A 14389-nucleotide genomic window follows, 5' to 3' on the forward strand; every position below is an offset into this window, starting at 1 on the left:
ATTAATATTTTTACTAGAATCATAAAAATTTATTTTGTATATAAGGAAAAATAGTTATATTTACTATTACTTTTTGAATGAGATTTCATAAATTATAGTATATCGATTGAAAGGAGGAGATTTGAATGGAATTTCAATTATTAGTGAATTGCGTGTTACAAGAAGGGAATGCTTACTTTTTAGTAACAAAAGTAGATGATGTTATTACGTTGAAAGTACCAATTACAGCGGGAGTAGCAGGTTTATTTTTAGCTTTAGGTGTACCAAGATGTTCTTAATTTAGATTTTTATAGTAAAAGGATGAGGGACAAGCCTTCCCCTTTTACTATTACATAATTTTTTTATGTAAACTAAATGAGTTTTTTCAGTTTTTTAATATTATTTTTGCAATAGCACGTTTAAAACAGACATGCATATACTATAATGTTTCATTGGCCTTTGATGATAAACGATAGTTTTAAAAAGTGTATCGAAAGTAGAAGTAGTACTTTTTTAAATAATGAAAATATATGAGGTGCTAGTATATATGAAAAGACGGACGTATGATATTCCAGTCGCGTTGCGAAGAGAATGGTTTTTAATAGAGTTAGCGTATTTAACGAAGAAATATGGAATTGAAATTGCAACTAGTAAAATAGAAGATGCACCATTTCTAAGGGATAAAGTTACAGAATTGAAAATAGGAGCTGGTTTGCAATACGATAAATATGATGATGAATACATCATCGAGTTTTAAACAAAGAAGCTGCGTATAAAAGGTTATTAAAGAGACCTTTTATACGCAGCTTTTTTTGTAAAGAAAAAGCTTTATTGAGAAATATTTAAAACGCTTATTGCAAAAAGGAATGAAGGAATGTTGAGAGAATAACGTTTGATAAGAAAGGAATGTGGCTATTAATTTCTTATCAAATGTAGTGTAAAAGTAATTGATTAAATGGAATTGAAAATAATTGGTGTTCAACATTATGGTAGCGCTTTCTTTCAAGGGGAAAAGGGGGATTTTAATGGAGATTATGAAAAGGTGTATCGTATTACTTATTTTACTTTGTTTTATGAGTCCGATGGTTGTCGGTACAAATGTACACGCAGAGGTTGTAACAGAGGTTAAGACTGGCTTTCCAAATCAAGAAGTATTTACTCCTGGAGAATGGTTTTTAGGTCAGAAACCTGCTAATTATGATGAGAATAAACCACCAATTCTCTTTGTACAAGGAAGAAATGGTAATGCGGATAGTTGGTATGGAAAGACGGTATATCATGATATGAATGATATGTACGATTATGCTTTGAAAGCAGGCTATCAAACTGTATTTATTCAATTATATGATGCCGCGGGGAAAGGATCTGCTAGCCAATGGGACAATGGAAAGTTGTTAGCACAAAAGCTTGAAGAGATTTATAATCATTTTGGTAAAAAAGTAAATATTGTAGCTCACAGTAAAGGTGGTATCGATACACAAGCTGCGTTAGTTGGATATGGAGCGAATCGATTTGTTGGAAATGTTATTACGCTTGCCACTCCACATTACGGATCAAATTTAGCGGATTTATCATATAGTTGGTGGGCAGGGTGGCTTGCCTCTATATTAGGTCAAAAAGATGATGGGACATATTCATTACAAATAGGTGAAATGGCAAAGTTTCGTTCTACAATAGATAATAATCCTGCAGCTAAATTAAACCGTTACTATACGGCTACTGGGACAAGCTGGGGACCTGTTTTTTCAGCATTATCTATGGGCGGGTTGTATTTGTCATCATACGGTTCTAATGATGGGTTAGTGAACGAATGGAGTGCTAAGTTACCATATGGAACACATTTATTTACAGATTCACGGTTTGATCATGATAATATACGAAAAGGTTCAGCTGTTTTCGCACGAATTGAACCATATTTACGGACGGCGAATGTACCAGTACCGGTTTTATTAGCCCCAAGTAATAGTTCAGAGGAAAAGGTAGAACAATTAAACACAACCTCTAATCAAGCTATTTTAGGAGGAGAGTTGTCACAAAATCAGTGGGTAGGGCAAACTGTCGCAGTTGATAAAAAGGCAGAAGGGGTAGTTTCTGTTTTAACAGCTTCTTCGGATGTAGAAATACAACTAATATCTCCAAAAGGAAAAGTTTATACAAATAAAGATAGTGCTGTATCTACTGGTGAAGGTGAATCTTTCTTTAAAGGAGCGACTATAAGAACATTTAAATTTGATAAAATGGAAGCAGGAGAATGGCAAGTTAAAATGATGGCGAAGCAGCCGAAAGATGCATATGTAATCGTAACCGATTACAAAAAAGATGCTCCGTTCGTCCTTCAAATGCCGGCAAAAGTTAAAGTAAATAAAGCAGAGTATAAACTCAAAAAATCACCTGTAGCTCCAGAAATGAAAGGCGATCTTTCAGTAACAGTAAGAGTAATTAATAAAGATGGAAAGTTAGTTTCAGAATCAAATGAATCGCAAAATATTAATACAAATACATTTACAGGTGCTTTGAAAAATATAAAACAGCCGGGTGTATATAACGTTACAATTGATATAAAAGGGATGAATAAGGAAGGACAACCTTATAATCGTACGATAGTTAAGTCGGTTTATGTGGAGAAGTAGGAAAGAATGAATAGGTTTTAATAAAAAAAGTGAAATGGGAGTTTATGTTGTATAAGAGGACGATAGGAATCAAAAAACGTTATGTAATAAAAAAAGATGCTGAATTAGCATATGAATGTGAGGGAATAGTATTAATTTAGTTTTGTAACTGTAAATTCAACTGAATTTATACCATTATCACAAGTTACAATACTTTGATGATTGAAACCACTATTATTTCTAAGTTGAAGAGTTGAATTAGCTGGAACCGTAACAATAGTTTTGCCAACTAGTTGAAGGCATTCGTTATTTGATGAAGTATTCATTTGAAAAGCGAAATCCCCTTGACTATTAGCAAGTGGATTGTTATTTAAAAATATAGTTATGACTGGAATATGGGAAAATACAGGATTTAACGTAGTGTTAATACTTGAAATGAAAGAAATTCTATAATCACCAGCTTTACTAAATTGTATAGTAGTCGGATTTAGTAAGGAAACTCCTCCTGCCAAAGGGCCAACGTGATTAAACGGAAAAGAACCGCCAAAAGGAACAGTTATAAACTCAGTTTGCCAAAAAGTGCCGTAAGCAGGCTTAGATGATTTATGTGAATGGTCGCATGAACATTTTTTATATGAACTTGAAGAATGATAGTATGAACCCAAAATATTACCTCATATTATTATTATTATTAAATGTATAACACATAGTAGTTTATGCAATCGAAAAGCAATTGGCGTGTATACTTGTCCATATATAAGGTAATAGATTTGGGATAAAAAGCTGGCATAATATAAAGTGCTCTAATGAGGAGATATAGTTTTCAAAAGAATAGAATTAGAATTATATATGTAATGACTTTTGAAGACGAAAAAACTAAAAATTTAGCAGATAACTCTATCCAAGGTTTTAAAATGTTGAATTATTTAAACTTTAAGATAGTATATCGCCAAAGTAAAGAAGAGAAGCATTTTAAGGACAGCATTTTAGTGAAACAGAGAAATGGATAAAGCGATGATTAAGTTTCTAACTTAGTCGTCGTTTTTTATTTATGTGGTTGGGCAGGAAGAAGGCAAAAAATATCGAATGAATGTAATTATACAGAATTGTTTGTATTTGGTATGGGTAGTAGTTAAAGATACGTTAGTTATATTTCAAACAGTAAGAAAAGAGAGATTAAATAATAGAGGGAGCAACTTACATGGAAAATATATTAAAGGTATCCTCAAAATCAAGTCCGAATTCAGTGGCAGGTGCAATAGCGGGCGTACTAAGAGCAAGTGGTAATGTAGAAATCCAAGTAATTGGAGCTGGTTCTTTAAATCAAGCGATTAAAGCGATTGCGATTGCAAGAGGTTTTGTCGCTCCAAGTGGAATTGACTTGGTTCTTGTTCCAGCGTTTCAAGAGGTTACTATCGATAATCAAGAAAGAACAGCAATCAAATTAATTGTAGGTCCTAGAAGAAAAAGGTCTTAATAGCGAGCACTAATAAAAGGGGATTTGAAAAGGTCGCTAGATAAAGTAATAAAAAGACCACTCTCACTTTTGAAATGAACCCGAATAGTGGTACATGAGAAAAACACCTCCTGAATTCGCATACTAAGTATGCAAATTCAATGGAGGTGTTTTTCGTTTGAAGACAAGAGTTCATTATCCAGAAGAAATAAAGTGGAAAGTGATTGAGAGGAAAAAGGATGGTTATTCAAATCGTACCATTATGGAGATACTCGGAATTAAAAATGTTTCCCAAATTAAGACATGGATGAAATGGTATCGTACAGGTCAAACTTATCGTTTTCAACAACCTTTAGGAAAACAATATTCTTATGGAAAAGGGCCAAAATAGCTAAATGAATTGGAACAGCTACGATTAGAAAATAAACATTTAAAAACAAAATTACTTGTATGGGGAAAGTATCTGGAAATCGAAGGGAACTGAAACCACATACCGTTATTACTCTATGGAATGAATTAAAGACAAAATTAACCGTACAAGAACTGTGTAAAGTATTAGAATTGCCACGTTCCACATTTTATCGTTGGTTACAGATAACGGAACGCTCTAAAGACGAGATAGAAGAGTGACAGCCACTCTTCGGAAAATGGGGCTGTGTGTCAATCATAAAAAAGGGTTACGGATTATGAAACAATACCATATACTCACAAAAGATAACAAAAGTATCCAACACAACTGTGCGAAAGATTGTGCTAGAATACATTCATTGCTACAATTGTGTGCGGATTAACCACCTATCCCTTAAAGAATAGAGGGAACAGATGGTTTAGGTGTTTTGATATGTGTCCCGTTTTCGGGGTTCACTTCACTATAAAAGGGAAGCCTATCTATGTATATTATGGAGTAATTGAAAATGCCGTTTCTTTATTGAGCTACTCTCTAATTGTTAGGACTAGTTTAGTAATTTGGGATTAGTTCATTTTGAGTCAGACTTTTTAAATTATAGTATTTAAAATTTACTTAAGGATATTATTTGCTCACAAATAATATAAAAACACGTGAAAAAATATGAAATTTCCTTTTGAGATAGAATATAATATAACAAATGAAAGTGCCGAAAATGCTTGTGAAACAGGCGTTTGTGGCACTTTCTTAGTTTTAATATATTAATAAATAAACAATTCTAAAACTGCTCATTCTTCTCCCAAGATTCCACAATATAATGTGCAATCGTCGGATTAAATCCTTTACCAACTAAGAACATAATCGCAGCAACTTCTGTTAAAGCATGTTTGTGTGATGTATGTTTCGCTTCATTTAAACCGTAATCTACCCAAGGTTTTACGAAATCAAGGACAGGTTTCTTTAAAGGTAAAAACTGTGTACCGACAACTTGCTGGATTTGTTGTTGCGTAGGTTCTGTAATAGGTCCAGGTGGTGAAATTTGAGGCTGCGTAATATCGAGTGTAGGTCCAGGCGGTAAAATTTGAGGTTGCGTAGGATCAATAGTTGGTGGTGCTGGAGGTGAGACACGTGGATCATAGTGTGGTTGATACATTTGTTGTTGGTATTGCGGTTGTTGTGGCTGAGTTGGATATGGATTTTGTTGATATTGTTGTTCTTGATTTTGCGGTGTTGGATATGGATTTTGTTGATATTGTTGTTCTTGATTTTGCGGTGTTGGATATGGATTTTGCTGATATTGTTGTTCTTGATTTTGCGGTGCTGCATATGGATTTTGTTGATATTGTTGCTCTTGATTTTGCGGTGCTGTATATGGATTTTGAGGATATTCATAATTTGGACGTGTGTCATATGGGTTTTGTTGATATTCAGCTTCTTGATTTTGCGGTGTTGCGTATGGATTTTGTTCGTATTGTTGTTCTTGCTGTTGAAGCTCTTGTTCTTCATATTGCTCAGTGTATCTTTGTTCCTGATGTTGAGGGTAAAATGGTTGCCTTTGGTAAGGCGGTTGATTATTATAGAACATGTTGATTCCTCCTTCATAATGATGCCTACCACCCAGTGTATGGGCGGACAAGAAAATATGTGATGAAAAAATGTAGGCGTGTTACAATAAGTAACTGGGTGAAGATAAAATGATAAAACAAGAAAAAATAAAAAAGACAATAACTTTCGTGAAGCATATTTTAGAAAAAGATGCGAGTGGGCATGATTGGTATCATATTGAACGCGTACATAAATTGGCGATTTCTTTATCCGAGCAAGAAGGGGGAAATCGTTTTATAATTGAAATGGCAGCATTACTGCACGATGTGGCAGATGAGAAGTTAAATGAAAGTGAAGAAGCAGGAATGAAAAAAGTTTCTGACTGGCTAGAAGGATTGGAAGTTTCAAAGGAAGAAATTGACCATATTCTCCATATTATTGCGAATATGTCCTTTAAGGGTGGCCATGGTGGTAAAGTGGAATCAATTGAAGGGAAAATTGTTCAAGATGCAGATCGTTTAGATGCCCTTGGAGCAATTGGAATAGCTCGTACATTTGCATATGGCGGAGCGAAAGGGAGATTAATGTATGATCCAACTATTCCGCCGCGTGAAGTAATGACGAAAGAAGAGTATAGAAAAAATAACGATCCATCTTTAAATCATTTTTATGAAAAACTTTTGAAATTAAAAGATTTAATGAACACGAACGCGGCAAAACAGGAGGCTGAAGTTCGTCATCGTTATATGGAACAGTTTATTGAACAATTTATGAAAGAGTGGAATGCACAAATATGAAAATGTTAACTGTGGAGAACTTATCGAAATCATACGGAGAAAAACCGTTATTTGATGGATTATCATGTAGTATTACAGAAGGACAACGTGTTGGAATTATTGGTGTAAACGGTACTGGTAAATCGACATTATTAAAAATTATTGCAGGATTAGAAACTCCTGATACAGGTGATATGACGCATTCACGTGGTTATACAATTAGTTATTTATCACAGCAACCAGAGTTTAATGAAAAACTAACAGTATTAGAGCAAGTGTTCCATGGTGATACACCTTTAATTCGTCTTCTTCGTGATTATGAACAATCGTTATTAAATATCGAAAAAGATCCAAGTAATGAAAAAATACAGGAACAATTATTTGCAGTGCAGCAACGTATGGATGCAATGAGTGCATGGGAAGCAAATGCAAATGCGAAATCTCTTTTAACGAAATTAGGAATTACAGATTTCACTGCAACTGTTGGAAATTTATCTGGTGGACAGAAAAAACGTATCGCAATGGCACAATGTTTTATTGAAACACCTGATCTATTAATATTAGATGAGCCTACGAACCATCTTGACCATGAGACAGTTGAATGGTTAGAAGAATATTTAGCAAGATATACAGGTGCGGTATTACTTGTAACCCATGATCGTTATTTCTTAGATCGTGTGACAAACCGTATTTTTGAATTAGATAACGGTAAACTATATAGCTACGAAGGAAACTATAGTACATTTTTAGAAGCGAAAGCACTTCGTGAAGAGCAAGAATCGGCACAAGAATCCAAACGCCAAAATTTATATCGTCGTGAACTTGCTTGGATTCGCCGTGGTGCAAAAGCACGTTCTACGAAACAAAAGGCGCGTATTCAGCGATTTGATGAGCTAAAGGGACAAGAAGGACCAGCTGCAAAACAGTCAGTTGATATTGCACTAAGTGGAAGTCGTCTAGGAAAAAAAGTACTTGAGTTAAAAGATGTAACGAAAAAATTTGGCGATAAGACGGTACTACATAATTTTAATCATATTGTGAAACCAGGCGATCGTATCGGAATTATTGGGGCGAATGGAAGCGGGAAATCTTCTCTATTAAATATGCTTGCAGGCAAATTATCTCCTGATAGTGGTGAAGTTGAAGTAGGACAAACTGTAAAAGTTGCTTATTATACGCAAGAAAATGAAGAGATGAATTTAAATCAGCGTATGATTGAATACATTAAAGAGATTGCAGAAGTTATTCATACAACAGATGGAAAAGTAATTGGTGCATCTCAAATGTTAGAACGTTTCTTATTCCCGACGCATTCACATGGTACACCGCTTGGTAAACTATCTGGTGGCGAAAGAAGACGTTTATATTTATTACGTATTTTAATGGGAGAACCAAACGTACTATTACTCGATGAACCTACGAATGATCTAGATACACAAACATTAACAGTACTAGAAGATTATTTAGAAGATTTCCCAGGTGTCGTTTTAACTGTATCGCATGACCGTTACTTCTTAGATAAAGTAGTAGATGAACTGTTCATCTTTACTGGCGGAGGCGAAGTGCGTGAGTTCCTAGGTAGTTATACAGATTATTTAGAAATGGAAAAAACGAAAGAACTTATTGAGAAAGCGGAAGTTCAAAAAGAGAAAAAAGTAGTAGAAGAAGCTCCAAAACAACAACGTAAACGTAAACTTTCATACAATGAGCAGCGTGAATGGGAAACTATTGAAGATACAATTGCCGAACTAGAAGAGAAAATTGAGTCAATTGGAGAAGAACTTGCGAAAGTTGGATCTGACTTCACAAAGGCACAAGAATTATCTGAAGCACAGCAGAAAACAGAAGAAGAGCTAGAAAAAACGATGGAAAGATGGAGTGAACTATCAGACATCGTTGAAGGATTAAAATAAAAACAAGCTGCATATATTGAAAAGTAAAGAGAAAAACTTTACACTATTGGTAGAACCTATTTTAGGAGGGAAAAAATGAGAACATCTAATCCAATGCTGAAAAAAGAGGCATTCCGTAAAGAAGGAGCAAATGCTTCTGCGATGACTATTGGCGGAACAGTAGGCAAAACGTTTATCATGCTTATCTTGCTGCTTGCAACGTCTGTCTATTCATACATACAGATGACGCAAGGAACGATGAAGATGCCAGTATTAATTGGTGCTTTAGTTATTGCGGCAATCGTTGCATTTGCGTCTATATTCTTCCCGCGCATATCACCTATTGGTGCACCAATCTATGCAGCGGTAGAAGGGGTTGTATTAGGAAGTATTTCAGCGGTTTATACAATGAAATTTGGCGATACTATTGTTTTAAACGCTGTGTTACTAACAATCTCAATTCTATTTGCGATGTTAGTTTTATATGCAACACGCGTAGTAAAAGTAACTGATAAATTCCGTACAGGTGTAATAGCAGCGACAATGGGAATTGCGGTTATGTATTTAATCGTATTCTTATTAAACATGTTCGGTGTAACTGTTCCATATATTCACCAAGGCGGAACTATTGGTATTATCATTAGTGCGGTTGTTATTGTAGTTGCTGCATTAAATCTATTACTAGATTTCGATCTAATCGAAAGCGGCGCACGTAGCCAAGCTCCAAAATATATGGAGTGGTACGGTGCAATGGGTCTAATGATGACTCTAGTATGGTTATACTTAGAAATTCTTCGTTTTGTTTCTTACTTTACGAAAAATGACTAATAAAAAAATCCTGCATGAAATGTGCAGGATTTTTTATTTTCAAAGATAAATTGAATACATGGTATAATATGGGATGTTAAAAGCTTGAATGGAAGGGGATGGAATATGATGAAAGAGAAGAAAGGGATTATGAAAAAACTATTTTCTAAAAGTTTTTTCATAGAACTAGATGATGCTTTAACATATCCGTCAGCAAAATTCATTTGTGCAGCTATTGAGGGATATGCAACTGAATGTAAGGAACAGCTAAACTTTGAGAGTAAAGTTAAACCGATTACATTCTACTTAGAAGATGTATTGTTTAGCGCTGAAATAAAGATGGCTCGCGGAGGATATTACATCTCTTGCAGTGAAGTATAATATTTTTGGAAACCTTACATGTTTGAAATATGTAAGGTTTCTTTTTTACTTTTAAAAGATATAAAGTAGTACTTTTCACTTGAAAATATATCATTTTGCACGTTTTACCCTGCGCAAATTTTTCCTTACAATGAAGAAAAATATGTGAGGTGGTATAACTTATGATGAATCGAGTTGTATTAATCGGTAGATTGACAAAGGAGCCAGAATTATACTACACAAAACAAGGTGTCGCTTATGCACGGATATGTGTTGCGGTGAATAGGGGGTTTCGAAATAGTTTAGGTGAACAACAAGTAGATTTTATTAATTGTGTTATTATATCTCCGTAATCTCTAATGCACATAATTGTTTTTTATATCCAATCCATTAGCAACATTAAGGGGGAGGTAGAATAGATGGCTGTACATAATTAATAATATGTACAAAATATACAAGCCATTATGATGTATATTTGTACATAATAAAATAAACCTATATATATTGAAAAAGGAATGTCGAAAGTAATGTGGTTCAATCTAATTAAAACTAATTGTGTGATTTAATTAGGGATACTATTATAATTAGAAGGTCCGTAATATAGAGAAGAAGCCAAATAAAATCCATTTTTATTTGGCTTCTTCTCTATATTATGTTTTATCCGATACTTGTATTTCTAATTCTTTAATTAGTTGAGAGGGTTTAATATTTAATGCATTAGCGAGTGCAAATACAGTGTTAATTGTGGGCTTTCTTTTCCCTCTTTCTAAAAGACTGATATATGTTCTGTCTAATCCAGAATTAAATGCTAATTCTTCCTGGCTCATTTGTGAGCTTATACGATGTCGTTGTAAGACATGGCCAAAAGTTTGTTCTAGATTCAAGAAACCACTCTCCCTATACTTATAAAATAATTTTGGAAGAGTGGTTTCTTTTTCTCCACGGACTATAGTCTGCAAAATAAGTGTATGCGCATAAATTATTAATAAAATAAACAATTAATGTGAGAAAAACAGAGTTAAGTGATAAAAGAATTCAGGAAAAATGGAAAAGTGTATATATTTTAAATGTCAAAAAAATGATGAAAGGAACTCAACATGAAAGAAATAAAATTATACAATCAATCAACTCCTCAATCCTTCCAAATATATGAAAAGAAGTTCAAAGCATTGGCAGATCAAAAAAAGTTACACATTTTGTACGAATTGTGCCGGCGTGGAGAAACTTGTATATGTGATTTAACGGGTGTTCTGGAACTACCACAATCAAAACTTTCATATCATTTAAAACTTTTACTGGACGCGAATCTTATTACAAAAGAAACAAAAGGAACATGGAGTTACTATGACATTAATAAAACAGAAGTAGACGCACTATTATCTGAGCAATTATGCTGCATATTTTGTCCCATGTCATAACTTTGGTTGGGACGTAATAGCATTTTAGGATATAGCGTATTTAATTAATGGTAAAAATCGGGATTCTTTGATGTAGCTTTAAAATAAGATTCGATGAAATAAATTTCATATACATAATTTATTATTTTTAATAATTCATATAAAATAGAAATGGGATTCAGGAAATTAAATTTGCATTTGGAGTGGTTATATGGATTCGAACCTGTATATGGTTCCTATTATGAACTTAGTTATAGAGTCTGTTTTTAAATTAGGTGATGTTTATTTTAGTCCACCTTATACGCAAGCGGAAAATGGTGATTTATCCTTTACAGATTCAATAACGCAAGCGGAATTTGAGAAAATACAAGGCTATATAGAATTATTTAATAAATCTAATCAAATTGTAATGACTAATACTACTATGGCTATTATGAATTATGAAAATCTTAATTATCGAAATATTGAAGATGCATCTATATTAATTGATAGGGTATGTGAAAAAGTTGATAGAACATTGGATTATCTTAGATTAGCTTATTGTCAAACAGGAAATTTCGATACTTTACCAGGTCTTCCGGGTTTTGTATCAGATGGATTTAAAACTATATATATATGGGATAACAATACAAATAGATTTAACGTAGTACCAGGAGAAGTAACCCTTATGATTCAAAAAGGCATAGGTCTTATGCCATCTAATGAACCAAGTGCAAGAGATTTAGATAAAATTGATTGGAAATGTGTATTTAGTGAAAGGACAGACGAAGTTTTTTTAAATTGTAGAGCAGCTTTAACGAGGATTAATGAAGCGATGTACATGACTAATTTAAATGCAGCTTTCATATATTTAATGACAACCATAGAAATGCTTGCGGATAAAGATAAAATGTTGACGTTTGATAAAGCAAAAGCTAAGATATTACCATTTATAGCAAGAGACAAAACACATTATTATGAACTATCGGAGTATATTAAGTATTTATCCAAAAGTAAGCGAACAGAGATTGTACATAATGGGAAAAATATATATGAATTGTATACGGATAAATCGCAAGTACTAAAAGAACTGTTTAAAGTAACGTGTTTGATAACTAGATATGTAGAGGTTGTTGTAGCATTAGAAATTCATACATACGATGAGCTGGAACGGAAAAGAAATGAATTACAAAGAGATTTGAAAATTTAATATTTTATTTTTTGAATAGAACTTAAAAAAGACGCCCTATACGACGTCTTTTTTTACTTTACTAGAAAGCTTATTTCAAAAAAATTAAAAATAGGAGGACGTATCATAAAAAACTAGTTACACTCCTTTCTGTAGATTATAGCGAATGTTAAATCTAGTTTAAACATTCTTCTAATTTTTAGAAAAAGAACAAAGAATATGTGTTAAACTTGGATTAGTAAATATTTAACAGTGAGTGAGTTGATCTAATAATGTTAAGGGATATGGAAGTAATTGTAACGGGAATTAAAAAGTATCATATCAAAAAATATATGCAAGAAGCGTTGAATTGCTATAATGCAAAATCGTATAGAGGATGTGTAATTATGTCCACTATCGCAGCAATGCATGATTTATATGAAAAGATAGATGGGCTAGCTAGTTCTATTCCTGCAGCAAAAAATCTAATTTCGGAAATAGATAGAAGGAAATCTGACGAGGTTGTCTATGAAAGACATATGGTTGATCAGGCTGCAGCTATTACCATATTAACAAGCGCAGAAAAAACTAAAATTCATTCTTATTTAGATATTAGAAATCAATGCGCTCATCCTAATGAACACATATCTACTGCTGAAGAAGCTAGAAATGTGTTCACAGGATATATAGATACGATAATTAGCCAACCTGCATTATTGGGCCCATCATATATCAATACCTTTGTTACTAGATTGGAAAGTAATAGTTTTTTCCCGAAATATGATAAAGACGTTGTTATTGATACAGTTAATAAGGAACTAGAAAAGTTACATGATAAAACGAGAAAGCCGTTAGCTAAAAGATTAATATCTATAATTGAAACGGGCGAAGTTAATAGTATTAAATGGAAAAATGCGAAATATGTTATCGCAGGCATGCTAGTTGTAATAAAAGATGAAGACCAACTAAGAAATATTTGTATAGAGTTTAGCAATTTAATAGAAAGAGAAAATCTCTTTGATAGCATGTTATTCATTACAGAAATGGCTCCTAAAACGGTCGATTTATTAGATCCCATGGATAGGAAACGTTATATGGCAAATCTAATTAAGTCCGTAAACGCAGAGAATTCGAATGAAGGGAATGAAGTAGTTCAATTAGTATTGAAAGATGGATTTTTACAACCTAATGAACTCAGTGAATTAGTTGATAAATATACAGCGGAGATACAAAGTTCAGTACAAAAGACAACATTCGGTACTTTGCGAACATCAGTAGATAATTTGAACAAGTGGTCAAATATAGTTAAACAATTAAATATTTCTATATTAGATGAATTATATTTTGAGAAGTTGTTAGAACTTATTAGAGATAATGATTATAGTATTGTTAATGAAGCCCTTGAAATGTTAGAGGGACTAGATGCTACTTTCATAAAAAGAGTGAAGGCAAAAAATCATACAGATGTTGTTATTCAAATTATGAAACAAGCACATGGACCAGGAAGGGGATCAGATGCAGCAAACAAAATATTGAAATCTAAATTTGAAGGAATTAGTTTTCTAGTTGAATACTTTTTAGAATATACTACTCAAAATCATGAACAACTTTCTTATGTCATGAAAGAACAGCGTTTAGATATCGAACATTTGTTAATGCTTATGGACATTGCTCATAAACATGATTTCCTCAGAAAAGTTGTAGACCTTACTATTGAATCCTATAATAATGATGACATTTTGGATAGCCATTTTTTAGGTCAAATAAATTGGTTGATTACACATAAATACAATATAGACATTTGGAATGATATTCCACAGTATATCACCACGTTTATGGAAGGAAATGAAGTTACTAACTCATAGAATAAATTTAAGAGCATGCCCTTAAACATTGGTATGCTCTTGTTCTAGATTTGAAATGATTTTTAGTAAATAATGTATAGTGATAATAAAGTTATTGAATTTTGATTAAAAAAGATAAGAGCCTTACTACATTCTATATGCAGCAAGGCT

14 protein-coding genes and 2 pseudogenes are annotated in these 14389 nt (G+C 33.1%); 13 read left to right on the forward strand and 3 right to left on the reverse strand.

The window, feature by feature from the left end; genetic code table 11:
* The first annotated feature begins 125 nt into the window (after positions 1 to 125).
* The 3 genes from exsG (at position 126) to JDS80_RS29285 (ending at position 2609) form a co-directional block, all read left to right on the forward strand.
* Complete coding sequence (exsG, locus tag JDS80_RS29275) at positions 126 to 278, forward strand: exosporium protein ExsG (RefSeq protein WP_000395676.1); 153 nt, start codon at positions 126 to 128, stop codon at positions 276 to 278.
* A gap of 248 nt (positions 279 to 526) precedes the next feature.
* Positions 527 to 736, forward strand: coding sequence for a hypothetical protein (locus JDS80_RS29280; protein WP_142347575.1), 210 nt, complete (start codon positions 527 to 529; stop codon positions 734 to 736).
* 268 nt (positions 737 to 1004) lie between these two features.
* Positions 1005 to 2609 (forward strand): lipase family alpha/beta hydrolase, encoded by a 1605-nt coding sequence (locus JDS80_RS29285; RefSeq protein ID WP_098890104.1) that lies wholly within the window; start codon positions 1005 to 1007, stop codon positions 2607 to 2609.
* A 131-nt stretch (positions 2610 to 2740) separates the two neighbouring features.
* Here the strand turns inward: JDS80_RS29285 and JDS80_RS29290 are convergent, their stop codons facing one another.
* A complete protein-coding gene (locus JDS80_RS29290) occupies positions 2741 to 3253 on the reverse strand; it encodes a preprotein translocase (RefSeq protein WP_098890105.1) in 513 nt (170 codons plus the stop codon).
* 536 nt (positions 3254 to 3789) lie between these two features.
* Here JDS80_RS29290 and JDS80_RS29295 point away from each other — a divergent pair.
* Positions 3790 to 4065, forward strand: coding sequence for a stage V sporulation protein S (locus JDS80_RS29295; protein WP_000427797.1), 276 nt, complete (start codon positions 3790 to 3792; stop codon positions 4063 to 4065).
* Between the two features lie 157 nt (positions 4066 to 4222).
* Positions 4223 to 4757: pseudogene (locus tag JDS80_RS29300) on the forward strand (transposase family protein); the annotation flags it as partial.
* Positions 4758 to 5228: 471 nt separating this feature from the next.
* Here JDS80_RS29300 and JDS80_RS29305 read toward each other — a convergent pair.
* The gene (locus tag JDS80_RS29305; RefSeq protein ID WP_199640669.1) at positions 5229 to 6035 is read right to left on the reverse strand and encodes a hypothetical protein; all 807 of its coding nucleotides are present in this window, start codon (positions 6033 to 6035) and stop codon (positions 5229 to 5231) included.
* 109 nt (positions 6036 to 6144) lie between these two features.
* On the opposite strand from JDS80_RS29305, the gene JDS80_RS29310 reads away from it, so the two are divergent.
* The 5 genes and pseudogenes from JDS80_RS29310 to JDS80_RS29330 all read left to right on the forward strand — a co-directional run.
* Complete coding sequence (locus JDS80_RS29310) at positions 6145 to 6792, forward strand: HD domain-containing protein (protein ID WP_098889221.1); 648 nt, start codon at positions 6145 to 6147, stop codon at positions 6790 to 6792.
* Positions 6789 to 8684, forward strand: coding sequence for an ABC-F family ATP-binding cassette domain-containing protein (locus JDS80_RS29315; RefSeq protein WP_098889220.1), 1896 nt, complete (start codon positions 6789 to 6791; stop codon positions 8682 to 8684). The genes JDS80_RS29310 and JDS80_RS29315 overlap by 4 nt, the downstream gene beginning before the upstream one ends.
* A gap of 75 nt (positions 8685 to 8759) precedes the next feature.
* Positions 8760 to 9491 carry a Bax inhibitor-1/YccA family protein gene (locus JDS80_RS29320; protein WP_071745249.1) on the forward strand — a complete coding sequence of 244 codons (732 nt, stop codon included), beginning with the start codon at positions 8760 to 8762 and terminating at the stop codon, positions 9489 to 9491.
* 105 nt (positions 9492 to 9596) lie between these two features.
* Positions 9597 to 9851, forward strand: coding sequence for a DUF4318 domain-containing protein (locus tag JDS80_RS29325; protein WP_071745248.1), 255 nt, complete (start codon positions 9597 to 9599; stop codon positions 9849 to 9851).
* 161 nt (positions 9852 to 10012) lie between these two features.
* Positions 10013 to 10171: pseudogene (locus tag JDS80_RS29330) on the forward strand (single-stranded DNA-binding protein); the annotation flags it as partial.
* A gap of 309 nt (positions 10172 to 10480) precedes the next feature.
* Here JDS80_RS29330 and JDS80_RS29335 read toward each other — a convergent pair.
* Positions 10481 to 10714, reverse strand: a complete 234-nt coding sequence (locus JDS80_RS29335; RefSeq protein WP_030025485.1) for a helix-turn-helix domain-containing protein — start codon at positions 10712 to 10714, stop codon at positions 10481 to 10483.
* A gap of 213 nt (positions 10715 to 10927) precedes the next feature.
* On the opposite strand from JDS80_RS29335, the gene JDS80_RS29340 reads away from it, so the two are divergent.
* The 3 genes from JDS80_RS29340 (at position 10928) to JDS80_RS29350 (ending at position 14239) form a co-directional block, all read left to right on the forward strand.
* A complete protein-coding gene (locus JDS80_RS29340; RefSeq protein ID WP_199640670.1) occupies positions 10928 to 11248 on the forward strand; it encodes an ArsR/SmtB family transcription factor in 321 nt (106 codons plus the stop codon).
* A 190-nt stretch (positions 11249 to 11438) separates the two neighbouring features.
* The gene (locus JDS80_RS29345; RefSeq protein WP_048560511.1) at positions 11439 to 12416 is read left to right on the forward strand and encodes a hypothetical protein; all 978 of its coding nucleotides are present in this window, start codon (positions 11439 to 11441) and stop codon (positions 12414 to 12416) included.
* A 365-nt stretch (positions 12417 to 12781) separates the two neighbouring features.
* Positions 12782 to 14239 (forward strand): hypothetical protein, encoded by a 1458-nt coding sequence (locus tag JDS80_RS29350; RefSeq protein WP_199640671.1) that lies wholly within the window; start codon positions 12782 to 12784, stop codon positions 14237 to 14239.
* Positions 14240 to 14389 lie beyond the last annotated feature (150 nt).

It is taken from the genome of Bacillus cereus group sp. N8 (assembly GCF_016483685.1).
Taxonomy (GTDB): Bacteria; Bacillota; Bacilli; order Bacillales; family Bacillaceae_G; genus Bacillus_A; species Bacillus_A proteolyticus.